This is a genomic window from Enhydrobacter sp. (genome assembly GCF_030246845.1).
Lineage (GTDB): Bacteria > Pseudomonadota > Alphaproteobacteria > Reyranellales > Reyranellaceae > Reyranella.
Genome location: NZ_CP126889.1, coordinates 4,628,896 through 4,655,636 on the forward strand (window position 1 = coordinate 4,628,896; position 26,741 = coordinate 4,655,636).

The following is a 26,741-nucleotide window of genomic DNA, read 5'->3' on the forward strand; positions in this document are numbered from 1 at the left end:
AAGGCGAACAAGTTTCTCGTACGGTCGGGGCGTTCAAATCAGGCGAAGAAGCGAACGAGCCGCTCGATTGTCGCGCTCGGTAGCTTCGCGGCACGCAGCGCGGCAATATGCGCTGCCAAGTCGTAGGCGACGCGCTCGAACGTCGCGCGCACGGTTTGCTCGGTCAGCGTCAACCGGAGGAGGACAGCCTGGCCGGTGCCGTCCCGGGGCTGGCCTACGGCTCCGGCATTGATGACGATAGGATTGCCGCGGCGGGCTTCGAGCTGTTGGTCGAAAGGCACGGCTCCGAGTGGCCGCACACCGTCGAAGAAGCGCGGTCGATGCGTGTGACCGAAGACGCCGACGTTGAGCGATCGTTGGGCCAGAGCCACCCCAGCATTCACATGATCGTCAAGCGAGTTCAGATAGCACCAGTCGCTCTTCCCGTAAGGGTTTGCGTGCGCAGCGATCGCCCGGCCGTCGAGTCGCGCCTCTTCCACCCAGGAGAGTGCGTCCGCCAGCATCGCGGTTCTTGGTGCCTCGAGCGTGAGATTGACCGTATCCTTTAGCCAGTCAGGTAATCCGTCGAAGTAGTCATGACGCCCTTCGACCAGGTCGAAATACATACGGTCGTGGTTGCCGACGAGGAGGGTAGCGCCATCCTTCTCCTGCGCTTCGGCGACAAGGTCGAGGACCTCGCCGACATCATGGCCATACGTGAGCAGGTCGCCAAGAAACACCATCCGATCGTACGGCCCTTTGCGCGCCTGTGCGAGCGCGGCGCGCAGAGCGCGCGCGTTGCCATGTACGTCGCCGACGACTGCGATCGTGGTCATCGCCGGGACCGGTACCAGTCGACGTACGCGCAGAGAGCATCCTTGATTGCGCACGGGGCGTAACCGAGTTGCTCGCGGGCGCGTGTGATGTCGAGCGGTGCAAATCCAAACGCGACGGGGCCGCTGGCCGGCGGTTCGACAATGAGCAGGTCGCGTGAGGCGCCCGTGAGAGTGACGAGGGCCTCCGCGATTTCCAGGGCACTTGACGTCATCCCCGAGCCGACGTTGAAAATTCCGTGCACGTCGCGCAACAGGGCCCGCTCCGTCGCCTCCACGACATCTCCCACGAACACCAGGTCCGAGCGATAGCGCCCGCCATCCTTGATGGTGATCGGCTGTCCTTGGACCAGGGTCGCCGTGAATGTCGGGATCATTCCGCGTTCGAGGCCAGGCCCGTACACCGAGGCTAGGCGCAGGCTGGCAGTCTGAAGCTTGCCCGTCCGATCGAAGTGGTCGGCCCAGACCTCTGCGCAGAGTTTGCTCATCATGTAATAAGGAGCATGCACCGACGGGTACGTGGGGGCCTCCTCAGTGACCGCGTCAGTCCCGTGGCGATACACGTTACTCGAGAAGACGATTACCTTCCTGACGGGGTTGCGAACGCAGGCCTCGAGGACGGCTAGCGTCCCCAGGGCATTCACCTCCAGGAGCTTCCGTGTCTCTCCCGGGTCCGCATACGAGGCGGGCAGATACGCGGCAGCGTGGATTACGGCATCGACACCTGCAAGTGCTTCGTCGAGCGGCCCGGTGAAGGAGAGGTCGATCGCCCGCGTTTCGTCGGACTCGGGCGCCGTCGAAAGATCCCGAACGAGCGAACGAACGGCGTGGCCATGCGCACGCAGACTGCAAACGAGATGGCGTCCAATGAACCCGGAGGCACCGGTAACGGCGACTTTCACGAAAGCTCCTCTCCGGTAGGCACGACGGTCTCCGTGAAGTGCCGCAAGATCGTCATCGGGCGAATGGCTGGCTGCGTGATCGGTTCGCCGCAAAGGATGCGCCTGAGAACCATTTCGACCTCATTGAAGCCGGCACGCATGCGAAACGGAGTCGTACCGCTGAACCGCCCGTTGATCTCGAAGACCTTCGCTCGCCCCTGCGCATCGAGGCGGAATTGGAAGTTCGTCGGACCGTGCGAGCCGAGCGCCTCGGCCATGTGGCGCACCTCGAGGTTGAGCCCGGGAAACGCTTCGACATAGGCGCGATACGTATTTCCATCGCGCAGATCGCGCCGCATCACGATGCTCGCTTCACACCGGCCTTCGAACGTGAGCGTGCCTGCCGTGTATTCTGCACGTTCCGTCGCGACGCACTCCTGAATCATGAGTCCGTCTCCGGTGGCGAGAGCGCGTGCGAGCTCAATGCGGGTCTGTACCTTCACGACACCGACGGAGCGTGCACCCACGCGAGGTTTGACGACGAGCGGGAAGCCGACGCGCTCGATGAGGGCGGACTCGTCGCCTGGGAGGCACGAGTCGGGTGTCGCGAACCCGTGATCACGGAAGAAGCAATAGGTCAGGTACTTGTCATTGGCGATCCGCACGACATTCGGATCGCTGACGACGACGCGGGTTCCGAATCTCCGCTCCCAGCGCGCACGGTTGTCGGCGAAAAGGAGCAGCTCGAAATCCGTGCCGGGAATGATCGCGTCGGGGCGCTCGTCGTCGAGGATGTTCTCGAGCGCCTGCACGTACGCCGGATCGCTCGCCATAGGGACGAGGTGGCGGTGACGTGTCCAGTAGAGGCCCGCCGAGAGAGGGCTCGGATCGGCGGCCACGATGACGGGCGACAGCGACGACTCCATCAAGGATCGGATGATTCCCTGACCAACCAAGGCTCCCGCCCCGGTGACGAGTACTTTCACGATGGCGCCTGCGGTGCACGTTTAGCCGCCGCCCATGTCGCCTGGCGCACGGCCATAGGAGGGAGATTGGGCATCGTTGCGTGCCCGGCTTGAGCGATGCCTTCGCGCGCGAGGACGATGCGCACGGTGAGGGCAAGAATCTTGACATCGACGAGCAGACTCCAATGGTCGACGTACCAAACATCGAGCGCCAATCGCTCATCCCAGTCCACTGCGTTCCGGCCATGGACAATCGCCCATCCTGTCATTCCCGGCAGGACGTCGTGCCGCCTGCGCTCTTCCTTCGTGTATCGCTCCAGGTACGTCGGCAGGAGTGGCCGTGGCCCAACCAGGCTCAAGTCGCCCCGAACGACATTCAGGAGTTGCGGCAATTCGTCAATGCTTGTGGTGCGAAGGAATTGGCCGAGACGTGTCAATCGGTGCTCGTCGGGAAGAAACTCGCCGTCTGGCCCACGGTCGTCGTTCATCGTTCTCAGCTTGATGACCTCGAACGTCTTTTCGTGAAGGCCGACCCGTGTCTGACGAAAGAATGCGGGGCGACCCATCAATAAGCGCACGGCTGCGGCGGCGACGCCAAGAACGGGGGCCATCGCCACCAAGAGGCCCGCAGCGACGGTCCGATCGACCACCTTCTTCACGATGAGACGCCAGCCGGCCTGCTTCATCGTTTTGACCTCGGATATCCGAGCCGAGCATGACACCAAGGTGGTATGGCATCAACGTTCGCGCTCCTCTTGCCGGGACTCCGGCCAAAAGCCATGAGGATTCCAGCGCAAGGCAGCCTCGCTGCCGCCGCCAGGCCCACGAACTTCAGGCTGATCGCCGAAATGGGGTGGCAGCCGTCTACGGACGCAGGTAGGGTGGCGCCAATGGATTGACCCGTTCAATGCTCCTGATCGCCTCTAAGTCGTTCCGGAGGGGCCAATGCGACAGTTGCAAGAGAACGCAGTCAGTGCGCCGCGCATCGCAGTCGCCGGCTGCGGCTACTGGGGTATCAATCTGGTCCGCAATTTTGCTGCACTCGGGGCCTTGGCGGCGGTGATCGATCCGCGCCGGGGCGTCGCCGCGGAGTTTTCTGCAAAGTACCAGGTAGCGGCTCCGGAATGGCCCCAGACGCTGGCCGATCCGGCAATCGAGGCCGTAGCGATCGCGGCGCCGGCCGAACAGCACGCCCGGATGGTCACGGAGGCGCTCGAGGCCGGCAAGCACGTCTTCGTGGAGAAGCCGCTCGCCCTGCGCCACGCGGAGGGTGCCCGGCTTGTCGAAGAGGCGGAGAAACGCGGTCTCGTGCTCATGGTCGGGCATCTCCTCCAGTACCATGCCGCCTTCATCAAGATGCGTGCCCTGGTGCGCGAGGGCGTCTTGGGCCGACTGCGGTACGTCTATTCCAATCGCCTGAATTTCGGCAAGGTGCGGCGCGAGGAGAACATCCTCTGGAGCTTTGCCCCGCACGACATCTCCATGATCCTGGCCTTGGCCGGCGAATCACCGGTGAGCGTGCATACTGAGGGTTCATTTTACCTTCATCCGTCGATTGCCGACACGACCACGATGCATTTGCGCTTCGCCAACGGCGTCAATGCCCATGTCTATGTGTCCTGGCTGCATCCGTTCAAGGAACAGAAACTGGTCGTCATCGGCGAGAAGGCGATGGCGGTGTTCGATGACGGCTTGCCGTGGCAGCAGAAGCTGACGCTTTTCCCGCATTCCATCGATTGGATCGATGGCCAACCCGAGCCGCGCAAGGCTGCCGGTCAGCCGGTCGAACTGACGGAGTCCGAACCACTACGCGACGAATGCCGGCACTTCCTCGAGTCGGTTGCGGCTGGCAGGAGCGCCCGTACCGACGGCCGGGAGGGCTTGGCCGTTCTGGCCGTGCTCGAGGCCGGGCAGCGCTCCCTCGAAAGCCGGTCCAGCGTGCATCTCCTGGATGTCGCGGTGCCTCTAAAGGCGCCCGACCGCTTTTTTGTCCATCCCCTGGCCGCGATCGACGACGGCGTCGAGATCGGCAAAGGCACGCGCATCTGGCATTTCAGTCACGTGCTGAAGAACTCCCGTATCGGCAAAAACTGCGTGATCGGCCAGAACGTCTGCATTGGCCCCGATGTGACGATCGGCGATCGCTGCAAGATCCAGAACAACGTCAGCGTCTACCCCGGCGTGACCCTGGAGGATGGCGTTTTCTGCGGGCCGTCCTGTGTCTTTACCAACGTCATGAACCCACGCGCCGAGATCGAGCGCAAGAACGAGTTCCGACCGACCCTGGTGAAGCGCGGTGCCACGATCGGAGCCAACGCCACCATCGTCTGCGGTAGAAGGCTCGGCGAATACTGCTTCATCGCCGCCGGAGCCGTAGTGACGAAGGACGTTCCACCCTTCGCTTTGATGGCTGGCGTGCCGGCCCGACGCATCGGCTGGGTCGGTCATTCCGGCGAGCGACTGGGCAAGGACCTCGTCTGCCCACGCGAAGGGCGACGCTATCGCCTGGCCGGCCCGGACCGGCTCGAAGAGATATCTTCGAGGGAAAAGGAGACCGTGGCGTGACTCCGCCGATCGCCTTCATCGATCTTGCTGCTCAGCGCCGGCGCATCGCGCGCGAGATCGATGCGGCGATCGCGAAGGTGCTCGACCATGGTATTTTCATATCAGGGCCGGAGGTTGCCGCCTTCGAGGCGAAGCTGGCGGCATTCTGTGGCGCGCGCTTTGCGGTTGCTTGCGGCAACGGTACCGACGCCTTGCAACTTGCCCTGATGGCCAACGGCGTCGGCCGGGGCGACGCGGTGATCGTGCCCGACTTCACCTTCACCGCGACCGCGGAGGCGGTTGCGCTGGTCGGCGGGACGCCGGTGTTCGTCGATGTCCAGGCCGCCGACTTCAATATCGACGTCGGCCAGCTCGAGGCCGGGCTGCGCGCTGCAAAGGATGGGGGCCTGACGCCGCGCGCCTTGATTGCCGTCGACCTGTTCGGGCTGGCGGCGGACTACGAGGCCCTCAATGCGTTCTGCGACGCCAACGGCCTGCTGTTGATCGCCGACGCCGCCCAGAGCTTCGGCGCCGCCTCGCGCGGCCGCAAGGTCGGCACCCTGGCGCCGATCACCACCACCAGCTTCTTCCCGGCCAAGCCGCTCGGCTGCTACGGCGATGGCGGCGCCATCCTGACCGACGACGCGGATCTGGTTGCAATCCTGAAGTCGCTGCGCGTGCACGGGCAGGGGACCGACAAGTACGATAACGTGCGCGTCGGCGTGAACAGCCGGCTGGACACGATCCAGGCAGCAATCCTGATGTGCAAACTCGACGTCTTCGCCGACGAGATCGAGGCCCGGCAGGCCGTAGCGGCCGGCTACACCCAGGCGCTGGCCAACCACGTCGTCACTCCGACTGTCCCGGACGATGCGGTATCTGTGTGGGCGCAATACACCGTTCGCATTCCAGGCGGCCGGCGCAACGAGGTCGCGGCGAAGCTCAAGATGGCTGGCGTGCCGACGGCCATCTACTATCCCAAGCCGTTGCACCATCAGACCGCCTACCGTCATTTTCCCGCGGTTGGCTCGTTGGCGATATCGGAGCGCCTCTCGGAAGAAGTCCTAAGCCTGCCCATGCACCCCTATTTGGAAGGCGCAACCCAGGAGAGGATTGTCACAGCCGTCATCGACGCGGCCTGAGAAGGAGATTCAAGGCTTGCTGTGGGTGGCCGCGACTGCGAACAAGTAATCCCTGAAGTCACCATACACCGACTCGGCCCTAAACCGCTCCTGATAGAGGGTGCGAGCGGCTTTTTTCCGCCTCTCCAGGGTCGGCCGGTCAGCCAGAATTTCAAGCAGCAGGTCACGGTACGCGGACGAACTCTGGTCAGCGTAGTGGTAACCACAGTCGTAATCACGAATGAGCTGCCGCACCTTGCCGTCCAGGCCGGTGGTGAGGGCGACGCCTCCGGCCAGATATTCGATCGTCTTGTTCGAAAGGGAATTCTGGAAGTCGAGCGTATTGCGGTATGGAATGACCCCCAGATCCGAGCGCTCCATCAGCGCGATCATTTTCGGCTGATCGACCCATCCGGCGTACACGATCGCAGGATCGTTCGCGTATTTCGCCGGCGCCTGTCGCAAGTCGGCTCCGCAGATGACCAGCTGGACACGGACCTTTGCTTCCGGCGGAAGGAGCCGTATCGCTTCGATCACGTGGTCGTGGCCGGTCCGCTCGCCTATCCTGCCAATCAGGCAAAGGCGAAGCGCGGGCGGAGGCTTGCCGTTCTCGAGCAGCTCGTCCCAGAACCGATCGGCAAGGCCGATCGTCTCCGGTGTCATGGTGGGCAGGCTGTACCCGAAGGGAAAGGCGCGGTCGAATGGGCGAGCCTTCCGTCCTGCGCGCGCCAGACCCCACGCCACGAATTCGTCGGTTATGCCGGTGATGGCCGTGACCGACGCCAGGGAGGAGCGCGATAGCGCGAAGTACGGAGACAGAAGCAGCTTTGCGACAGATCTTGTCGCGGCTGGTGCGGCATCGAGCCAGATATCGGGCCAGAGATCGCGGATATCGGCGATCGTTGGAACCGAATGGCGGCGACCGTAGGCGGCTACTTCGGACACCACTTCGATGGGGGGATACGATGTCAGGATAAGGTCGGGTTTGGGTTCCAGCGCCGCCAGCCGGAAGATTTGCCGTGAAGTCCGAAAATTGAAGATCAGCCGACGCGGCGACACGTTGTGTTTGTAACCCGCTGCGGTGGTGAGAATGATCTCGTAGCGCGGCCCGACGCTGTATCTTACGCCCCTAGGTGTGACGATGCGCTTGCGGGTGTGGTCGAACGCGGTACTCCACCAGGTTACCTCACCGCCTGCGCGTACAATCTCATCTGCCAGAAGGCTCATGCGAAGGGCCCGCCCGGGCGGATCCATGCTTGAATTCGGCCGCTCTCCGACGCTGGCTAGCCAGATGCGCACAGTTCGCTCCGGCGGTGACGCGAGGACATCGTGAAAGCGCTATAATTCATATGATCCAAGGAGATTCCAAAATCAGAAGCCAATGGCTTCGGGCAGATTCTGACTGACACTGGACCGGGATCCAGTCCACCTCCAGCGAACCCAATATGGAGAAAAGCCCAAGACCGCTTTGAATTGACGCAAGCCGGCACTGGCGCCAAGCCAAGTGTCGTACATCAGCCACTTCGGGTTGCCCGCTGTTCTGGCGAGCTCGAATTTTTCTTCGACGACCCGGGTCATCAGCAAATACATGACTCCCGATTTCAAATGGTCGCCGTGACCGAGAACGTAATCGAACGTCCATAGATCTCCGAGATTCGGCACAAGGGCATAAGCTACGATTCTTCCCGCTGGACATTTCACAACGTGCGCCGTGCCGATCTCTCCAAGTATCGTCTCAAATTTCGATCGACTGAAGTACAGCGGGTCCATAGGCCGCCCGCTGCGTTCAGGACGGGATCCGTTGATGTCCATGATTTGATCGATGGCCGGGACCGCATCGATCTGTGCGTACGAATATTTGAGCCGCTTCGCCGAGTTCAGCTTTCTCTTTGCGAGGCGCCCCAATTTGCTCAGCCGATAGTCGGCGTAGTTTCCCTGAAGATTTATCATGGCAGCACCGAGCGATTTCCTTGGGATGAGAGGAAATCGTGGATGACGGGAGGAGAAATATCCAAATCTCTCCCGTGCATATTCGTTGCCGTAGAGGCCGACGGTCACGATGTCGGCCCGGATTGTCTCGTTTAAGGCCGTCCACGACAGGTAGTTCCGGTTAAAGGCCACGGCGTGCCTCCTCATTCCATCCGGGGTGGTCGTGCTCCGCCCTGAAGCGGACCATTTCGAGGGCGGAATCCAGCCGCTTTGGCCGGCCTGCGGGCTGACCGGAGCGAAGCGTAGGCAGGCGACGGGCCGGCGGCAAGATGGCCTCCGGCACGGCTGATCGATTTCGGCGGCCCTAGTTGGCTCGAACTCCAACCCAACCCGATGCTCCGGGGCAGGCCACCCACCTCGGCTGGTGGACGTGGTTCGGCCGAGGTAAAATTGGAGCATGGACTGGGAGAAATACTGGTCGGACAAGTCCGACGACAGGCGCCCGGACATGACGCCCGAAGGGGTCGCCAGAGAAGGGCGCGAGAAGCTTCTTCATCTCGGAAGCGGTGACAGGCTTCTCGACGTCGGTTGCGGGACCGGCAAGCTGCTCTCCCACTACGCCCCGAACTTCCGCGAGTGCGTCGGCGTCGAACGTTCGCCCTCGATGCTTGCCGAGGCTCGAATGAACCTTAGGGACAGGAATATCGTCCTCCTTCACGGATCCGCCGAGGACGTGTGGGAAATAGTGGACGGCGATTTCGATGTCATCACCATGGGCGGCGTCGCTCAATATCTGACCCCTAACGAGATCGCTGCATTCGTCATGCGGGCCACCAAGCGGCTCAAGCCCGCGGGCCGAATTGCGATCCTCGACATCATCCATAGCCGCAAGGGCGTGCTGCGGATGATGGGCCTCGGGCGCCATAAGGAAGTGCCTTCTGGCCTCGAGATCGTGATGCGCTTCGGTGTGGTCTTCGCGCGCTGGGCCGCTTGGCCGGTGATCGCCAAAGGAAGGACATTCCATCCCGACGGGCATATGTACGCGCCCGAGTTCTTCGCTGCCATTGCCAAGGAAAACGGGATGAAGATCGATATGCCGATGTCGATGTATTACGACTATCGGTTTCACGCGATTATGGAAGCCGCCCGTTAGTGCGCAACATGCTCGGGCCGCGCTATCGCGATTTGATCGATGCAATCAAACGATATGTCGGCGCAGCGAGCGGCCAGAAGCCCATTTCTCTATTTTCAGTCATATTCGTCGGCGGCGGTGGCGTGGCAATGCGCGGCCTCGGCATGGTGCTCATGTTTGCCGCGCATCTGGCGATGGCATGGTTCAGCACACCCTCCGATCTGGGAAACTATTTCCTTCTCATTGGAGTGACCAATATCGTCGCCAACACGGCCTCTCTGGGATTGGGGCCGGCCGCCGTACGCTTCATCCCATCATTTGCCACGCAGCAAGGGAGGGAGCTCCAGGCCGGATATATTCATGCGGCGCTCAAGGTGACGGTTGTCGTTACCCTGCTGTTCTCGGGGGTGGCATGCCTTGTGGCCGCCGTCTTCCGCGACGACCTGACGCGTGAGCTGCACGTTGGACTTTTCCTGTTCGCGATCCTGTTGCCCTTGACGACACTGCAGTTCGTATCGCTCGACCTGTTGAGGGCCTTCGGGCTTCCTCTGCAGGGACAGACAGTAACTTCCTTCATGCCGCCCTTTCTCATCGTTGGCGGGGCAATAGTCGCGTCACAGTTTGGGCGCCTGTCATTCCTGGAGATCGGCTCGATCGCATGTGTTTCAGCGGCGCTGACCACTGTCGTTCAATTGGACTCGCTTCGGCGATTGATCTTCCGGCAGCTGGTTGGCGTTGCACCTCGTGGCGAATTGTTCGAATGGCTGCGGGCATCGTTGCCGATAATGGTGTCGAACCTGGTGTACGTCAGTTCTCTGTCCATAGACTGGCTTATCGTGGCTTCGCTGACCAGCGTGGCGCAATCCGCCGTCTACCGTGTCGACCTGTATCTGCTTTCGATCCAAGGAGTATTGGACGCCACCTTTTACGCTGTCGTCGGGACCTATGTCTCGCGCAACTATCACCAGCAGAGTAAAGAGGACTATCAGGCATTTGTCCGCAAATTGAATGCCGTGCAGACGTCGGCGACTTTCGTTGTCTTCCTGGTGCTGTTTTGTGGGGCAGGGCCAATACTCCGCATTTACGGCCCTGACTTCGTCTCTGGTGCCCTCAGCCTGCAGATCCTGTCTGTGACATGGCTGCTACGGAGTTCGCTTGGCCCGCAGGAGATGTTGCTCAATATAGCTGGCCGTGAACGTGTCGTGACGATGGCCCATGTGCTGGCGGTCGCCCTGTCCATGGTCTTCTCGCTGGCATTGGTTCCCGTGTACGGAATGACCGGAGCGGCAATAGCGCACGCAATTGCCTGGGGCAGCACGGGCGTGCTGCTATATCAGATAGTTGTCCGCAAACTCGGTTTGCGCGTCGCCTTTCACCATCTCTTAAGTGCGTGGCTGCGCAAGAGGATAGGCTATGGGAATATCGCGATACGGCCGTCCGTTGCGAAGTCGATGAATCGACGCCCGGACCGTCCGATGACTCGGGAATCGGCGGAATATGCTCTCCAGGAGATCCTGTTTGCCGCCCGGTTCATCGCCACGAAAAAGGGGCTTCGCTTGCTGCACGATAGCCGGATCAGGGTGGTGCCGGGCGAAAGCGTGCGTGATGCGCGCGGACCAGAAATCGTACTGCCGGCAGATATTTCGCCGCCGTTGATTCCGCACGAACCAAGGCAGATTCCGTTCAATGGCACATCCCTGACCCTGTTCAATCCACTGCCTCGACCTGGCAGCGAGTGGCACGCCTTGCCGGATGAGGTGACTCCGGCTTGGTGGCGTCATCCGACGGGCGCGCTGACGCCTGCCTGGAATATGCTTGGCAACGTATACGATCTGTTGACCTTTCGAGAGGACGCAGAGATTGCCGTGCGAGATCGACATGGTCGATTGCCGATTGCTGCAAGCGCCCGAACCTCTGTCGGCATCGGCAAGGTACCGGTTGTCAATGAGGCGCTTGCTCTCTTGCTCGATGCAGCTGGTGCCATGGAACAGGGCGTGGCGCCCACCTTCCGGCTGGATGGCCTCATCGAGGCACCAGCGCTCGTGCTGTCGCACGACTGCGACTTGCTGCGCGGCAACGACATACTCACCCAGGCCATCAGGGTCTTTCGGATCTTTCAACCCTGCTTTCATGGAAGACCACCGCGACTGGGGCTCTTAGGAAAAATCTTCGCCAACTATCGTCATCCTTACCGGTATTTTCTCGATGATCTGATCGAGATGTTGGCAGTGGAACGCCGCTTAGGGTACCGCTCGATCATGTATGTGCTGAATGGCACGGGCGGCCGCTTTGGTGCGCGAAGTGGCTTGGAGACTGTTCGCAAGCTCTTGGAACGGGCGCCAACCGGCTGGGAAATCGGCATCCATTACAATTACGATACATTCCACCAGCGCGCGCGGTTTGCATCACAAAAGGCCGAGATCGAGGCTCTTGCCGGGAAAGCGGTGACAGCGGGTCGCGCCCATTATCTGCGCTACGATCCAAGGAAGAGCCCGGCATTCGTGGCGGAGCAGGGGATCCGCTTCGACGAAAGCATCGGTTGGTCCTCTCAAAACGGCTACAAAGCGGGAATCGCGGCGCCATTCCGTCCGTTGGACGAGGCCGGTGGCGCGCGACTGGACGTGATTGAGTTGCCGCTCGTGTTCATGGACGCAAGTCTTGCCGAGGGAGAGGATGGCTTTGTGAGTTTCAAGACTCTCTTCGGGCATTTGGAGAAGATCGGCGGCGTCATGAGTCTGCTGTTCCATCCCGGGACATTCGCGAATCCCGAAAAGCCCAATCTGGAAGGCCTGTACATGCGGATCCTCGAGTTCGCCCACGAAGCTCGTGCGCGGAATTTGATGCCTTCCGACATCATCCGGATTGCTGCGGAAGTCCCTCGGATGCAAAAGACCTAAGCATGGTCCGAGAGGCTGCGTACGATCTCAATGACACGGTCCTGGTCGAGCTGGCTCATATTCGAACCGGACGGCAGGCAGAGACCCCGGGCGTAGAAGCTGTCCGCGACGGCGCCTCCGATTGTCCTTGCACCCTTGAACACCGGTTGGCGGTGCATCGGCTTCCAGACCGGCCGGCTCTCGATATTGTGCCCCTCGAGTGTCCGCCGAATAGTTTCGAAATCGGCGCCGAACCGAGCAGCGTCTATTATGGTTACACTGAGCCAGCGGCTGTGACGGCCGTACGAGGCTTCCGGCATGAAACTGATACCCGGCAGGTCGCCAAGTCCATCGACATAGCGCTGAAAGATCTGCCGCCGGCGGGCGACCCTGTCGGCGAGAACGCTCAGTTGGGCCCTGCCAATAGCGGCAAGAATATTCGACAGGCGATAGTTGTAGCCGACCTCCAGGTGTTCATAGTGGACCACGGGTTCTCTGGCGTGCGTTGAAAGATAGCGCGCGCGTTCGATCAGCTTTTCATCGCCACTCGCCAGGGCGCCACCACTCGATGTCGTAATGATCTTGTTGCCGTTGAAGGAATATGCGGCCATCAACGCTCCGCAACCGGCCTTTCGACCGCGGTAGAGCGTCCCCATTGCTTCCGCAGAGTCGCAGATTACGGGAATTCCGTATCTTCCTGAGGTCTCGACGATAGCATCGAGGTCGCAGGACTGACCGTAAAGGTCGGTCGGCAATATGACCTTGGGCAATTCGTTTCTTCTGGCCGCCGCACCCAGCGCCTCCGACAAGAGAGCGGGATCGAGCGTCCACGTCTCGGGGTCGGCATCAATGAATACCGGTCGCGCTCGTTCGTACACGATAGGGGCAACGGAACCGATGAACGTCAAGGTTGATGCCCAGATCTCATCTCCTGGCTGAATGCCGAGGCATCGCAGCGCGAGGTGAATGGCGGCAGTCCCGGAGGCGGTCGACAGTACACGGGACACTTTCAGTTCGTCGGCCAATTCGCGTTCAAACGCTTCGACCATCGGGCCCACTGCCGCGATATAGTTCGACTCAAAGGCTTGCCGTATGAATTCCAGCTCCTTGCCACTCATGTGCGGCGGAGAAAGGAACAGTCGGGCTGTTCGTTCGTGCCGGCTGTCTGCCAGTGGCTCAGTGACGGGTTGCATTGATCTGTCTTTCGTCTGCCGCCGAGCTGCATGATGTCATACCGACCGAACCGAGATCCCGTCTTCTATGGCCGATAACCGATGCCTGAAGACTCCGATTCCCAGCAGACGATATCGTGAGAACACCAAGGATGAACATCAAGCAAGAATCGTAGAGGTCGCCGCTGAACAAGGCACGTCCAAATGGCCGTGGTTGCGTTATCCGACGGTGTGGGCGGCCGTCGCCCTCGAAACCGCGGCGCGCTCCTTCTGTTCGGCCTTTGTCGCCGCCAATCCGTCGACCACTTGACGGCTCGATCGACAGCGCCAAACTGAACGCCGGGTCGTTTCTCTGTATCGGATATGGAGAATTTAAGTGCGTGTTTGGATCGTGAGCGTCGGTGAGCGGCCGATATCAAGCACGAACTTGCCGGGCCGGTCGGGGCGAATGGATTTGCTGGTAGAGCAGCTTTGCGCACGCGGCGCTCGGGCCACGTGGTGGAGCTCGGTATTCGATCACAGGTCCAAGACCGATTCGACGCCGCACGGTATGCGATACAGCGCCCGTCCAGGCTACGAGATCGTGCTGATGAAGGGACATTCCTATCAACGAAATGTTTCGTTCCCGCGGCTTCTTTTCAATTATTCGATGGAGCGCGAATTCAGGCGTCTGACGAAGACGGAGCGGCCGCCCGACGTGATCCTTGCCGCCTATCCGCCGATCGAGCTCGCGGGCGCCGCAGGCCGCTACGGGCACGAGCATGGCGTTCCCACGATCGGCGATGTTCGCGATCTGTGGCCCGACATTTGGGCCGAGGCGGTGCCGAGGTTCCTGCGGAGGCCCGCCCATGTCGGCCTCGCACCCTACTTCCTGTCGTCGCGCCGTGCACTGGCGTCCATGACGTCGATCACCGGGATCACCGAGGAGTTCGTCGACTGGGGCGCACGCCGGGCCGGACGGCGGCGCCAGCCAACCGACCGGGCGTTTCCATTCGGGTACAAGCTGCCGGAACTGTCGCCGTCCGAGCGCGCCGAGGCGAATGATTTCTGGCAGGGGCTGCTGCACCGCCCGGCCGGCGATCGTTCACCAGCATTGCGCATGTGCTTCATGGGCAACATCGGAGCGAGGACTGGAATTCATCACGTGATCGAGGCGGTAGCTGGCCTGCCCTCCGATCTCGGCAAGCGCGTTCAGCTCGTCATATGCGGCGATGGCGACTTGGCGCAGATCAAGCAGCGCATTGGCAGTCATCCATCGGTGGTGTTTGCGGGCTGGGTCGATCACGCCAAGCTGCTCGTGCTGATGAGCATGTCCGATCTGGGCGTGGCGCCCTATCACAACACCCCCGATTTTCAGAATTCACTTTCCAACAAGATGATCGAATATCTGGCGGGGGGGCTTGCGATAATCACCGGCCTCGAAGGTAAGCTGAGAAGGCTGATTCACGATGCCGGATGCGGCTACACGTACGCCAGCCAGGATGTCGAGGATCTGAAGAGAGTGATCGGCAACATCGTGTCCCAGCCTGCCGAGCTCGAGCGCCGCAAGGCGGCGGCGCGCTCGATCTATGAACGGGAATTCCGGGCGGAGACGGTCTACGGCGCGTTCGCCGACCACGTCGCCCATGTTGCGACCCTGGGATCCCGCAAGCCCTCGCGAACCGCCGCCTGAGGCTCGGCGACCGAGCCACCCGGCCCGGTGAGAGCCGGATTCGGCTACTCGTAGGATGTCATCGTGAATGCCACCCCCCTTAGGAGGGCAACGGTGAAGTCGCATCCGCCGGGTTGATGAACTGCATGCCGCCAGCCCGTTCGCGTCGGCGGTGCAGCGTCAGCGCGTCGAGCTCGTCCATCGACGAGCGCGAGAGCGACCAGCCAAGAGCGCCGATCGCGTCGACGACGTTCTTCGAACTTTTCATGCCCACCAGCGCCACCGAGCCGGGCAAGCGATCAAGAATCCAGCGCAGGGCGATCGAGGCGCACGGCCGCTCCAGGACACTGGAGAGAGCGGCGATGCGGCCAAGGATGTGCCGGTTTTCCTCGAACCGTTGGCCGACGAAATTCCGGTACCGATGCCGTCGATCGTCGGCGCGCAGGTCCAGTCCAGGTGCGAACTTGCCGGTCAGCAAACCTTCCGCGAGACTTCCCCACGACAGGAACGTCAGGCCATCGCGCTGGATCACACTCTCGATGATGCCCTCGAAGTGCCGGTCGAGGAGATTGTACTGCAGCGTGAACGCCGCCATATGCGGCTTCAGTTCGGCCGGGATATATTCGAGCATGGCATTGGGATTGGCATTGGAAAAGCCATAGGCGCGGATTTTTCCGGCTTGGCGCGCTTCCTCGAGCGTGCTGAAGACCAGATCGAGCGGCGTCCGCTCATCCCAATAGTGCATCAGATAGACATCGATGAAGTCCGTCCTCAGGCGGCGGAGGCTCGCTTCCAGGGCATTCCTGATCCATGCTACGGAAGTGTCATAAAACGTGCCGCGGCCTTCCTCCACCCGGACACCGAATTTCGATACGATGACGGCGCGCGACCGCTCCCCGACAAGCGCCTCGCCCAAAGTCGTTTCGGCCCGGCCGAGGCCGTAAACATCCGAAATGTCGAAAAGGTTGACGCCCGAATCTAGCGCCACGTGGATGGCAGACACCATCGCCGATCGGTCCGATGCGCCCCATCCGTGTTCGCCGAGAGGACTGCAGCCGAAGCCGATCCGCCCGACCTTCGTGGCGAGCGAGTTGACCTCTACTTCCTCCATCGATCGAGTTGCCCGACTTTGATTGAGAATGGCGAGCAGATTATTATAGTTACGACAGAACGATACACAGGCTGGGATATGGGGTAAAGGTAGTGCTTGATCGCACTGCCGCGGCATTGGCCATCGTCGTCCTTATGCCCGTCATTGCGCTCGCGCTCGCGGTCACATGGGCGGTGGACCGCCGCAACCCCGTGTACGTCAGCCTGCGGGCGGGACGGAACGGCATCCCTTTCCGTATGTTGAAGATCCGGACGATGATCGTAACCGATGGTCGGTCAGGTCAGATGACGACGGCCGCTGACGACCCGCGGCTGACGTGGCTCGGTCGATTACTGCGCGGATGCAAGATCGACGAGCTGTTGCAGCTCGTGAATATCATGCGGGGAGAGATGAGCGTGGTTGGTCCGAGGCCGCAGGTCCTCCCCGAAGTCGCCACGTATACCGAGGAGGAGCGCGGCTTGTTGGACGTGACGCCCGGTCTCACCGATTTCTCCTCCATCATATTCTGGGATCTGGCCGAAATCGTGCGGGCGAAACCGGATGCGCACCTGGCTTATCAACAGCTGGTAAGGCCATGGAAGAGCAGGCTGGGGCTGTTCTATGTCCGGCACAGCTCCGTGCCGCTGGACATGCTCATTGTGGTGGCGACGCTTTGCACTATGGTGCACCGGCCAGCCGGCCTCGCACTCGTCGTCTGGACCTTGCGCGCCTGGGGGGCACAGCAGGACCTGATTGCCGTGGCGCGTCGGAGCGAACCACTGAAGCCGACACCGCCGCCCGGCGCAACGCGGGTGGTGGGGACCTGAGCCGGGCGTCGGGCAGCGTTGGCCTGTGTGGCGCCGGGGGAGGGCACGACAATTGCTCACTCAACCAAATACCCTTGACACCGTCGGGCTGGCGAAGCGGATCCGGTTGCATGCGTTGCGCATGACAAGCCTCGGAGGCACCTCGCACATCGGGTCGGTGTTTTCCATGGCGGATTTGCTGGCTGTGCTCTATGGCCGGATTCTCCAAGTCGAGGCCGCGAATCCTCAATGGCCGAATCGGGACCGCTTCATTCTGTCGAAGGGGCACGCCGGAGCCGGCGTATACGCGGCCGTGGCGGAATGTGGCTTCTTCGAGGTGTCCGTGCTGGACAGCCATGGCCAGAACGGCTCGAAGCTGTCCGGGCACGTGTCACACAAGGGGGTGCCCGGCGTCGAACTGTCGACGGGTTCGCTCGGTCATGGCCTGCCCGTCTCGACGGGGATGGCGCTCGCGGCAAAGCGCGCAGGGCGGCTGCACCGGGTGTTTTGTCTCATGAGCGATGGCGAATGCGACGAAGGGTCCAATTGGGAAGCCATCCTGTTCGCGGCGCACCATCGGCTGGATAACCTGATCGCGATCGTCGACTACAACAAGCTGCAGAGCCTCGAACGGGTCGAAGACACGCTGCGATTGGAGCCGTTCGTCGAAAAATGGCGCAGCTTCGGATGGGCAGTGTGCGAGGTCGACGGCCACGACCACGAAGAGATCGCTCGTTGCCTCGAGGCGGTGCCGTTCACGCCCGGACGGCCGAGTTGCCTGATCGCGCATACGATCAAGGGGAAAGGGGTGTCCTTTATGGAAAATTCCGTTCTGTGGCACTACCGGACGGCGCGCGGCGAGGAGTACGAGGCCGCTAAACGCGAGCTCGAGGGTAGCCCGTGAGAGACGCTTTCATCCGGCAGCTCGCCGGCCTAGCCAAGGACGACGCACGTATCGTGCTCCTGACCGGCGACCTGGGCTTCGGAGTGTTCGACGAGTATCGCAGGATACTGCCGGAGCAATTCATTAACGTCGGCGTGGCCGAGCAGAATCTTGCCGCGGTCGCCACCGGCATGGCCCTGGAAGGCCACATCGCCTTCACCTACTCGATCGCGAACTTCCCGACGCTGCGCTGTCTCGAGCAGCTGCGCAACGATGCCTGCTATCACGGCGCCAACGTCAAGACGGTGGCGATTGGTGGCGGGTTTTCCTACGGCAATCTGGGCTTCAGTCATCACGCCACCGAGGATCTCGCGATCCTGCGGTCGTTGCCCGGCATGACCGTGGTTGCGCCCGCCGATCTCTGGGAGGTCGAGCAGGCGACCATCGCGCTGACCTTGGCCAGCGGGTCCGCGTACCTGCGCCTCGACAAGTCGAATGCCGGCCGAACCGATCGCCCGGGCGAGCGGTTCGAGCTCGGCAAGGCGAGATGCCTGCGCGAGGGCGACGCGATGACGCTCGTCGGATGCGGCGGCATCGTGGCCGAACTCCTCGCAGCCTCGACTGCGCTGAGCCGCGAAGGCATCGAATGCAAGGTCATCAGTCATCACACGATCAGCCAGGTCGATCATGAAGCGATCGCGAGCGCGGCCGCTGGAACTGGCGGGATCGTGACGGTGGAGGAGCACACCGTGACCGGGGGCCTGGGCGGCGCAATCGCCGAGTGGTGCCTCGAAAGCGGCGTACTGCCGCGACGATTTCGCCGGATTGGCTTGCGCGACGAATTTGCGACGGTCGTTGGCAGCCAGGATTACCTGCGGAAGCGCTATGCGATGGGAGCGGACGCCATCGCGAACACGGTCCGCGCCATGCTCGGGGCCACAATATTGAGTCAAAGGCTTACCGTATGAATTCCTGCTCCTTGCCACTGATGTACGGTGGAGAAGGAAGAGCCGGGTCGTTCGTTCATCTCGGCGGACTGCTCGTGGCTCGCTGCGGCAGTCGGTTGCATGTTCATCTATCTTTCGTCTGCCGCCGGGCTGCCTGCTGTCATACCGATCAGGCCCAGCTCGCGATCCTCATGTTCCCTGGAGGCTCCGATGTCAGCGGATGATATCGTGAGAACACCAAAAATGAACATCAAGCGGGAATCGTAGAAGTCGCCGCTGAAAGAGGCACACCCGAAGATTAACGCCGTCATCGACAGGCCGATTTCGGTGTACTGGTTTCGCCCGTGCCACGATTTTAGGATAACGTGCACGATCCAGGCGAGCAGCAGCAACACAGCTATTATTCCACCCTCCTGGGCCATTTCCATGAGCAGATTGTGCGGATAGCGGTCCAGTCCGAACGTGTAGTAGTCGAAGGAATCCAGGCCGCCGCCAAAGACGGGACGCTCCAGCCACAACTTGTAGGCCCATGCAAGCAGCACATTCCGCTCGGAGAGGTAGCCCTCCTGGAGAGTCGTTACCAACCAGCGTTCTTCGACGTACTGGAGCCTGTTCGGATTCAAGATCACCTTGAACAGGTACCCGAACGAGAGGACGACGGTCGCGCCGATGCCGATCAGTTTCACGTTCATTCTGCGGACGACAAGCAAGGTAAGCAGACCGACCATCAAACCGACAAAGGCGCCTCTCGAGCCCGTTTCCAGTAGCAATATGAGCGCTACCGCCGCCACGACGACACGCCAGGCTGCACTCCAGTGCAGGCCCGCACCTTGCCTCAAGCTCTGCGCGACCATCATCAAGCACAACATCCCGAGGAACCGGCCCATGATATTGGGCCCTCCACCCAGGACCGAAAGCCGACCCGGCAGACCCGAGGAGGTGGCCGCCGTGAACAGCGCCAACGCACCAATGGCGAAGAGCAGCAGTTCCAACCAAAGCCAGAACGTTTCGACAAAACCTTCATGTCTCGCGGCGCGTTCAACCACGAGTAAAGTAACCAGCACCAGGCATATATCGACGACCGCGGGAAACGGATCGTCGTTGGGGGTCCAGGCGATAGTCACCACCAGGTAGAGGGCAAGAACGAAGAAGATGCGGACACTGGTGCGCGCTTTCAGGTGGGCGGAGTGGATCTGCGAATGGCTGGAAGGGTCCAGCTCCATAAGACCCAGCAAAATCACGCCGGCAATGACCAGCCACAGTCTCGGTTCGATCAGGACGGTGGCGACGCTTCGCTCGACGAAATCAAAATTGATCGCATCGAGATTGATTACAAGGCGCTGCAGATTCCAACGACCTACGAGAAACAATACCGTGAGGACAATTGCCAGAAGGGTGCGCAGGGACATCTTGCGTCCTCACCGTTCGACCGTTCTGCGGTCCTATTTTGGCAACGGCGCTTTGGCGACAAGCGTGCCCCAAGGACCGAGCACAAAGTGCGCCTTGTTCAGCGAGTCCGGCTGTATTGGAGAGATGATCATGGACCAGGTCGGCTCGTTGACCGGCAGGCCCTTTAGAGACCCTGAAATCTCCTTGCCGGTGGAATTGGCCAGCAGCACGTAGACGGCACCGCGATGACGTATCGCTCGCACTCCGACGGCCGGTACCAAGGTGGTTTTTCCGAACGCCTCGATCGACAAATCCTTGATCCCAGAGGAAAGATCTGTAACCGCAGCAGGTATATGCTCACCGAGAAGCAAGGCCTGCCCCAGTTCTCGGGCGCCGCAGAGGACTGGAGTTATCATCTGGTAAGCAAAGAAATATGCTTCGTAGTCTTCGAAGTTGGCTCGACGCGCGAAGGAGAAAATGAGCAGGCCCTTGGCTCCTTCGATAAGCCCACGAACGACATCGTGCCTTACCCAGCGTCCTATCTGGTCGCTCCGTCCCCCTGGCGCATTCTGAAACATCTCGGGTATCAGCAGGGGGGTAAGCTTGCGGGGCGCCTTCCTTGCCGCCTCGACTTCCTGCTGTATCGAAGCTGCGAGCCAGGCGCGCCGATCGACATGGCCCGAATAGTTCACGTAGGATCCCTTGGCGGCGAAGTCCAAGTATAGGCCGGTCAGTGCCATTTCCGCACTCGAGCGATGTCCTGCGTCGTACATCAATATCGGTCGACGCAAAGGATCTGCCTTGCGGATAGCCTCCGTTGTCCTTTCCAGATAAAGCATTTCATCGCGGCGCCAGGTACGAAGTTCTTCCTGGGCGAGGTACCACCATGCAATCGTGCGATCCGAGGAGACCTTGCTGACCTGGGCCATAACGTCGGCGGCAAGTTCGTCGATGCTCTTTGGGAGGCCCTTCTCCTTCAGGAAATCGACGTCGGCCCCAACGGTGTAGATTGCACGCAAGCCGTAGGCCTTGGCGTCCTGCAAGACTGTCGCGTTGAGCCCGTATTGCGGCCCAAGCAGATTGAAACCACTTGCGCGAAATCTCAGGAGATCGGCACGGGCCTGGGAGACATTGCCGCCGCTTCCCACGGAATAGGCCGCGCAAGGAAAGAGAGAACCTCGAGGAAAGAGTTCATCTGCCCCGCTGCTTTGCGCACGACATACATCGCCTGCGAACTGCAGTGCAGCCAACATCAAGCCTAGCTGGAGTGCTTGCCGTTTCACCGATGCCGGGACCGTCCAGATATACTTCGAGACGAAGCTAGCGGCGTGACCGTTCGCGGAAAAGGAATTTGGACCACCATCGGCCATTCGAACGGAGTGATCAACTGTTATGAGGCGGCATCGCCAGCATGGCGGTAGCCAGCATGCCCGTAGAACGCCAGCGCGCATCTTCCGTCGACAGTCGATAGGAGCATGAACGCGGGCGCCTGAGTCCGGCATCCCCAAGGATGCCATCGAAACTCATCGAACGAAGTCATCTCGGCGACTGCTTCGCTCACTGCGTCTCGCCCATCCGAAGAACAGAAGATCGAGGATGTCAGTCTCCGCAGCTCGGACTTTCCTATACGGCGCTACTACGGCGCTACCGGGATTGCCACGAGCTACCTTCGGTGCTGCATCCTGGGGTTTGCCCGGCGGTGCATTTTGGGGATCGCGCCCCTCGCCGACCACCACACTTTGGGTGCGGCCGTCGCCTGCCAGCAGTCTCCTCGTCGGCAAGTGCCTCGTACGAAGTCTCATTCTCAAAGAAGCCATCGCTGCGATCGTCGGTTGCCCGAGTTAAACCATCAGCTTATGCTGCCGATCGGTGGGTTGTTTCCCGCGCCAAGCATGCGTGTGCTGCGGCGCGGGTGTGTCGCGTGGGTTTCATCCAGTCACTGCAAGCACGGCGCCATAGAAGGGGAATCTATGGTTATGGCTGGCATCGCCAACGTGAAGCACATGCGGCTGACGGCTCTTGCCTATGACATGGTCATGGCTGGGCTGGCGATGTATGGGGCGCTGATCCTCCGCCTTGGCACTTTTCAGGGACCTGACAACTACAGGCTCGTTGGCGCTTTCAAGGGGCTAGACGACTACAATCTCGTTTTTGGCGCGATCATTCCCTTCGTCGCGGCGGCCGGGGTCAGCCTGCTGATCCTGGGGACCTATCGGACGAGCTGGCGTCACGCGTCGACCGCGGACCTGAACAACATCGTCAAGGCGGTGACCCTGGCGGTCCTGATCTACATGCCAATCTGCTTCATCGCGAACCGTCTGTATCTCATTCCGAGGACCTCGATCGTCCTCGTCTGGATGGTGTTGCTGCTATTGATGGCGGGCTCGCGGATCGGTTACCGGCTGTTCCGCGAGGGCCATCTGATCTTTGTGCGTCGACCCATGGCGCCGGGACAGGTTCCGATCCTGATCGTTGGCGGCGGCGTCGATGCCAAGATCCTGCTCCTGAGCCTAGATCGAACTTCCGAGTACTATCCTGTCGGCGTGCTCGATGACGGCGTGGACGGCGGCCTTCTGGGCGGCGTGCGAGTCCTCGGCGGGATCGCCGACGTGGAGCAGGTGGTCGAGAAATTCAAGGACGCAGGCGACCGGCCTCGCAAGCTTGTCGTGGTCGACCGAACGCTCCCCTCCGCTCAGCTCAGTGCGCTCGTCGCGAGCGCAAACCGGCTGGGCCTGACGGTGGCGCGGGCGCCGGATCCGACCCGATTCCGACCAGGCACCGCTGACACGCCCGAACTGCAGCCGATCTCGGTCGAGGACCTGCTCGGGCGGCCGCAGATCGTGCTCGATTCAAGGCCCGTGCATCGGCTTATCGCCGGCCATCGCGTGCTGGTGACTGGCGCCGGCGGATCGATCGGCTCGGAGATCGTGCGGCAGGTATGCTCCATCGGTCCGGCAGCCATCTGCCTTGTCGACGCTTCCGAATTCAATCTCTACGCGATCGATACCGAAATTGCAGAGCAGTGGCCGGCAATCGAACGGGCGGCCCGCGTTATCGACGTACGGCATCGCCTCCTGGTCGAGGGTTGCTTCGCATCCTTCAGGCCCGACATCGTGTTCCATGCCGCGGCGCTGAAGCATGTCCCGCTGGCCGAGAGCAATCCGGTTGTGGCCATCTGGACCAACGCGATCGGCACGCGCCGCGTCTGCGACGCAGCTGTCGCGGTCGGTTGTCGGGCGATGGTGCTGATCTCGACCGACAAGGCGGTCAACCCCACGAACGTAATGGGCGCCAGCAAGCGGTGCGCTGAAGGCTATTGCCAGGCAATGGCGCTCGCGCATGCCGGGCGGTCCGCGGCAACGCGCCTCGTAGTGGTGCGGTTTGGCAACGTCCTGGGTTCGAGTGGCTCGGTCGTTCCCTTGTTCGAGCGGCAGTTGAACGCGGGCGGTCCGCTTACGGTGACACATCCCGACATCGAACGCTACTTCATGACTATCCGGGAAGCAGTCCAACTCGTGCTGCAGGCTTCGGCACTGGGGGTCGTGGACACCGCCCCGGTGGGGCAGGTGTTCGTCCTCGACATGGGCAGCCCTGTGAAGATCGCTGACCTCGCACGCCAGATGATCCGACTGGCCGGCCTTGAGCCGGGCAAGGATGTGGCGATCAAGTTCACGGGTTTGCGGCCGGGTGAAAAGCTATTCGAGGAACTGTTCCATGCCGGGGAACGGATCGAGCCCACCGCCGTACCGCGCGTCAATGTTGCCAGTCCACGGGCGCCTCTTGATTTGCCGGCATTTTTCTTGGTCTTCGATGCGCTGGAACAGGCATGCTTCTGCGGACAGGAAGGCGACGCCCTCAGGATTCTGCGGAGAGTTGTGCCAGAATATGTGGCGCCTTCACGGCCGTCGCCCCCAACGCTTCCATCGGCAGCACCAGCGGCGGCAATGGCTTCTTTGGCCGCTCAACAGGCGTTGGCGGCTCTGTCGGGTCGTTTCAGCGGTACCTTCGGCGGGGCCGAGCGATCGAATCGCCGTGCCGTTCAGGAGGAGCTGCCGTTTTGGACGGGATTGGCCGGAACCCTCGGTCGTCCTCACGTTTCGGAAGCGCGTGCCCATGGAGACGCGGCTCCTTCGGAGCAGCATTAGGACTTGCAAGTCCTTGGGCCGAGGATGTTGAATTGGTCACTCTTTCTGTCGGCCGTTGAACAAGCGGGGACTCTTGCCGCGTGACCTGTCATCCAGCAGGGTCGGGACCTCCGGTAGTGACAGGCCGGGCGTGCCGCCGCGGACGCCCAGCTACGATGATGTGCGCGCGCTCCTGCACCTGCTCAATCGGCGGAAGTGGCATCTTGCGGGCGTGACGGCGCTGGTCTGTCTGTTGGCTGGCCTGGTTCTGGCGCAGCTAACGCCGCAGTATCGCGCGACGGCCCTCGTCATGCTCGATATCCGTAAGGAAAAGGTCACGAACACGCCTGACGTGGTCAGTGCTCTCACGTTGGATATCCCAATAGTGGAGACCGAGATCGAGGTCCTGCGCTCGACCAGTCTGCTCGGTCGCGTCGTCGACAAGCTGAGACTGGACCAGGACCCCGAGTACGGTGCCCAACCGGTGAGCGTTCTCGGTCTCGTTTTAGGGAAGGCGCGCGCGATCTATGAACGCTGGCTCGGTTTCAATGCCGACACAGGGCATGTCGCGCAGACGATCGACCACAGCCCGAGAGCGCGCGCCATCGAGTCGTTGGAGTCAAAGATCCGGGTCGGGGTACGCGGCCGTTCTTATGTCATCACCGTGTCGCTCGATTCCGCGGTCCCGGCCAAGGCACAACAGATCGTCAAAACGATCACGGATTTTTACGTCGTCGATCAGCTCCAGGCCAAGCTGGATGCGAACACACGGGCGACGGAATTCTTCAACGACCGTCTGGAGGATCTGAAGCGGAAGGTGGAAGCGGCGGAGCGGGCGGTGGCGGCGTATCGCGAGAAATCTGGATTGACGATCGGCAAGGACTCGACCGTCGTTTCGCAATCGCTTTCAGAGCTGAACACGCAGCTGATCCAGGCGCGCGCCTATCGAGCCGACCGAGAGTCGCGACTCGTAGCCCTTCAGCAGGCGGCTCACAATCCGGCCACCCTGGGTGCCGTTACGGAGGTGATGGTCAGTCCCACAATTTCGTCGCTGCGTGCGCAGGAGGCCGAGGTTGGCCGACGGATCGCCGAACTCGTCAAGAGATACGGCGACAGCTATCCGAGCGTCGTACAGGCCCGTTCCGAGCAAAAGCAGATCGAGGCGTTCATTGCCACTGAAGTTGCGAAGATCATAGCGAGCGTAAAGGGAGATGCCGAGGCGGCGCGGGCCAAGGAGGCCAAGCTTCAGGAGCAGGTTTCGCGACTAGAGGAGCAGGCGGGAGGGGCAGGACGGAAGGAAGTCGAACTCCGTGAGCTTCAGCGAGAAGCACAAGCGACGCGGGACATCTACGAGGACTTCCTGAAGCGTTTCAAGGAACTGCGCGAGCAGCGGCACATTCAGGAGCCGGACGCTCGCATCCTGTCACCATCCTCGGTGTCGACGGGCCCGGTGTCTCCGCGCTATGGGCTGACCATGATTCTGGCGGCGCTTGTCGGCCTCGGCATTGGAGTTGTTGCAATTGGGGTGTTGGAACGATTGGATGACGGCTTCCGGAGCGGCGATCAGATAGAGCGCCTGACCGGGCGACCCCTCGTCGGGATGATCCCGCGCCTGGCCCGAAGGAAGCTGGGGCAGTTGATGCCAGCGCGCTTTGCCATCGAGAACCCGACGTCGGCCTACGCCGAAGCTCTGAGATCGGCCTTTACTGCGATTACACTCGGTTCGCTGGACAATCCACCGAGAGTCATTTTGGTTACGTCATCCCTGCCAGGCGAAGGAAAGTCGACCTTCGCCTGCTCGCTCGCCGGTCTGATGGCGCGATCGAATCCGGCCAAGCGGATCGTTATCATCGATTGCGACCTCAGAAGAGCGTCCGTCGTCTCGTCGCTTGGTGTGTCTGAGACGAACGGCACGATCGACGAATATCTCGCAGGCAGCAAGACGCTGGATCAGACCTTGGGACGGGAGGAAAGCAGCAGACTCTATTATGTCCCGGCCAAACGCAACACGCCGAACTCGGCAGAGATCCTCAACTCCAACATCATGCGAACCTTCGTAGAGGGCCTTGCCACGCAGTTCGATCTCGTCATCCTCGACACGCCGCCGCTCATAACGGTTTCCGATGCCCTCGTCACGGCCCAGCTCGCCGACTACGTCGTCTTTGTTGTCCGTTGGGAGCAGACGAGCCGCGAACTCGCCGTCAACGCGCTGAAGCAGATGCGCGATCTGCGCAAGCATGTCGGTATCGTGCTGACGCAGGTCGATGTGCGGCGGCATTTGCAGTACGGCTACGGCGACCATGGATCCTGCAATTCGAAGTATCGCGACTACTACACCAACTGATTGCCGTTGGACCGCGGATGATGACCTCGATGCCTGGGTCGGCGCTGGCTATCGTCCTCGGAGCAGCAGCACGAG

The 26,741-nt window shown here is 61.4% G+C and carries 20 protein-coding genes; 10 read left to right on the forward strand and 10 right to left on the reverse strand.

Annotation, left to right across the window (positions count from 1 at the left end; all coding sequences use genetic code 11):
• Window positions 1–38: 38 nt before the first annotated feature.
• Genes OJF58_RS23125 through OJF58_RS23140 form a run of 4 tightly spaced genes read right to left on the reverse strand, consistent with a single transcriptional unit; the run spans window position 39 to window position 3,344 of the window.
• The gene (locus OJF58_RS23125; RefSeq protein WP_300780209.1) at window positions 39–815 is read right to left on the reverse strand and encodes a metallophosphoesterase; all 777 of its coding nucleotides are present in this window, start codon (window positions 813–815) and stop codon (window positions 39–41) included.
• Entirely contained in the window at window positions 812–1,714 is a 903-nt protein-coding gene (locus OJF58_RS23130) for an NAD(P)-dependent oxidoreductase (RefSeq protein WP_300780210.1), read from the reverse strand. Before OJF58_RS23130 ends, OJF58_RS23125 begins: the two co-directional genes overlap by 4 nt.
• Complete coding sequence (locus OJF58_RS23135) at window positions 1,711–2,679, reverse strand: ATP-grasp domain-containing protein (protein WP_300780212.1); 969 nt, start codon at window positions 2,677–2,679, stop codon at window positions 1,711–1,713. The genes OJF58_RS23130 and OJF58_RS23135 overlap by 4 nt, the downstream gene beginning before the upstream one ends.
• A complete protein-coding gene (locus OJF58_RS23140; RefSeq protein WP_300780213.1) occupies window positions 2,676–3,344 on the reverse strand; it encodes a sugar transferase in 669 nt (222 codons plus the stop codon). Before OJF58_RS23140 ends, OJF58_RS23135 begins: the two co-directional genes overlap by 4 nt.
• A gap of 259 nt (window positions 3,345–3,603) precedes the next feature.
• Between OJF58_RS23140 and OJF58_RS23145 the strand changes: the two genes are divergently transcribed.
• Together OJF58_RS23145 and OJF58_RS23150 are read left to right on the forward strand one after the other, a co-directional pair.
• A complete protein-coding gene (locus OJF58_RS23145) occupies window positions 3,604–5,223 on the forward strand; it encodes a Gfo/Idh/MocA family oxidoreductase (protein ID WP_300780215.1) in 1,620 nt (539 codons plus the stop codon).
• A complete protein-coding gene (locus OJF58_RS23150; protein WP_300780217.1) occupies window positions 5,220–6,344 on the forward strand; it encodes a DegT/DnrJ/EryC1/StrS aminotransferase family protein in 1,125 nt (374 codons plus the stop codon). The genes OJF58_RS23145 and OJF58_RS23150 overlap by 4 nt, the downstream gene beginning before the upstream one ends.
• Window positions 6,345–6,353: 9 nt before the next feature.
• Here OJF58_RS23150 and OJF58_RS23155 read toward each other — a convergent pair whose 3' ends face one another.
• Together OJF58_RS23155 and OJF58_RS23160 are read right to left on the reverse strand one after the other, a co-directional pair.
• Entirely contained in the window at window positions 6,354–7,550 is a 1,197-nt protein-coding gene (locus OJF58_RS23155; protein WP_300780218.1) for a glycosyltransferase, read from the reverse strand.
• A 144-nt stretch (window positions 7,551–7,694) separates the two neighbouring features.
• Window positions 7,695–8,444, reverse strand: a complete 750-nt coding sequence (locus OJF58_RS23160; protein WP_300780219.1) for a hypothetical protein — start codon at window positions 8,442–8,444, stop codon at window positions 7,695–7,697.
• Window positions 8,445–8,709: 265 nt separating this feature from the next.
• Here OJF58_RS23160 and OJF58_RS23165 point away from each other — a divergent pair, with 265 nt between their 5' ends.
• Both OJF58_RS23165 and OJF58_RS23170 read left to right on the forward strand, forming a co-directional pair.
• On the forward strand, window positions 8,710–9,405 hold the full coding sequence (locus OJF58_RS23165) for a class I SAM-dependent methyltransferase (RefSeq protein WP_300780220.1): 696 nt from the start codon (window positions 8,710–8,712) through the stop codon (window positions 9,403–9,405).
• Between the two features lie 8 nt (window positions 9,406–9,413).
• Complete coding sequence (locus tag OJF58_RS23170) at window positions 9,414–12,281, forward strand: polysaccharide biosynthesis C-terminal domain-containing protein (protein ID WP_300785383.1); 2,868 nt, start codon at window positions 9,414–9,416, stop codon at window positions 12,279–12,281.
• Here OJF58_RS23170 and OJF58_RS23175 read toward each other — a convergent pair.
• Complete coding sequence (locus tag OJF58_RS23175) at window positions 12,278–13,453, reverse strand: aminotransferase class I/II-fold pyridoxal phosphate-dependent enzyme (RefSeq protein WP_300780221.1); 1,176 nt, start codon at window positions 13,451–13,453, stop codon at window positions 12,278–12,280. The two genes, OJF58_RS23170 and OJF58_RS23175, sit on opposite strands and share 4 nt — an antisense overlap.
• Window positions 13,454–13,880: 427 nt before the next feature.
• Between OJF58_RS23175 and OJF58_RS23180 the strand changes: the two genes are divergently transcribed.
• Window positions 13,881–15,104 (forward strand): glycosyltransferase, encoded by a 1,224-nt coding sequence (locus OJF58_RS23180; RefSeq protein WP_300780222.1) that lies wholly within the window; start codon window positions 13,881–13,883, stop codon window positions 15,102–15,104.
• 79 nt (window positions 15,105–15,183) lie between these two features.
• Here the strand turns inward: OJF58_RS23180 and OJF58_RS23185 are convergent, their stop codons facing one another.
• Window positions 15,184–16,194: an aldo/keto reductase gene (locus OJF58_RS23185; RefSeq protein WP_300780223.1), complete on the reverse strand. Its 1,011-nt coding sequence runs from the start codon at window positions 16,192–16,194 to the stop codon at window positions 15,184–15,186.
• A 92-nt stretch (window positions 16,195–16,286) separates the two neighbouring features.
• Between OJF58_RS23185 and OJF58_RS23190 the strand changes: the two genes are divergently transcribed.
• From OJF58_RS23190 to OJF58_RS23200, 3 genes are read left to right on the forward strand one after another with little or no spacing between them, the layout of a single operon-like run.
• Window positions 16,287–17,000, forward strand: coding sequence for a sugar transferase (locus OJF58_RS23190; RefSeq protein WP_300780224.1), 714 nt, complete (start codon window positions 16,287–16,289; stop codon window positions 16,998–17,000).
• Window positions 17,001–17,052: 52 nt separating this feature from the next.
• A complete protein-coding gene (locus OJF58_RS23195) occupies window positions 17,053–17,883 on the forward strand; it encodes a transketolase (RefSeq protein ID WP_300780226.1) in 831 nt (276 codons plus the stop codon).
• Window positions 17,880–18,830 (forward strand): transketolase C-terminal domain-containing protein, encoded by a 951-nt coding sequence (locus OJF58_RS23200; protein ID WP_300780227.1) that lies wholly within the window; start codon window positions 17,880–17,882, stop codon window positions 18,828–18,830. Before OJF58_RS23195 ends, OJF58_RS23200 begins: the two co-directional genes overlap by 4 nt.
• A 107-nt stretch (window positions 18,831–18,937) precedes the next feature.
• Here the strand turns inward: OJF58_RS23200 and OJF58_RS23205 are convergent, their stop codons facing one another.
• Together OJF58_RS23205 and OJF58_RS23210 are read right to left on the reverse strand one after the other, a co-directional pair.
• Complete coding sequence (locus OJF58_RS23205; RefSeq protein WP_300780228.1) at window positions 18,938–20,218, reverse strand: O-antigen ligase family protein; 1,281 nt, start codon at window positions 20,216–20,218, stop codon at window positions 18,938–18,940.
• A 33-nt stretch (window positions 20,219–20,251) separates the two neighbouring features.
• A complete protein-coding gene (locus OJF58_RS23210) occupies window positions 20,252–21,568 on the reverse strand; it encodes a hypothetical protein (protein ID WP_300780229.1) in 1,317 nt (438 codons plus the stop codon).
• Between the two features lie 606 nt (window positions 21,569–22,174).
• On the opposite strand from OJF58_RS23210, the gene OJF58_RS23215 reads away from it, so the two are divergent.
• Together OJF58_RS23215 and OJF58_RS23220 are read left to right on the forward strand one after the other, a co-directional pair.
• A complete protein-coding gene (locus OJF58_RS23215; RefSeq protein WP_300780230.1) occupies window positions 22,175–24,343 on the forward strand; it encodes a nucleoside-diphosphate sugar epimerase/dehydratase in 2,169 nt (722 codons plus the stop codon).
• A 130-nt stretch (window positions 24,344–24,473) separates the two neighbouring features.
• On the forward strand, window positions 24,474–26,666 hold the full coding sequence (locus OJF58_RS23220; protein WP_300780231.1) for a Wzz/FepE/Etk N-terminal domain-containing protein: 2,193 nt from the start codon (window positions 24,474–24,476) through the stop codon (window positions 26,664–26,666).
• Window positions 26,667–26,741: the final 75 nt, after the last annotated feature.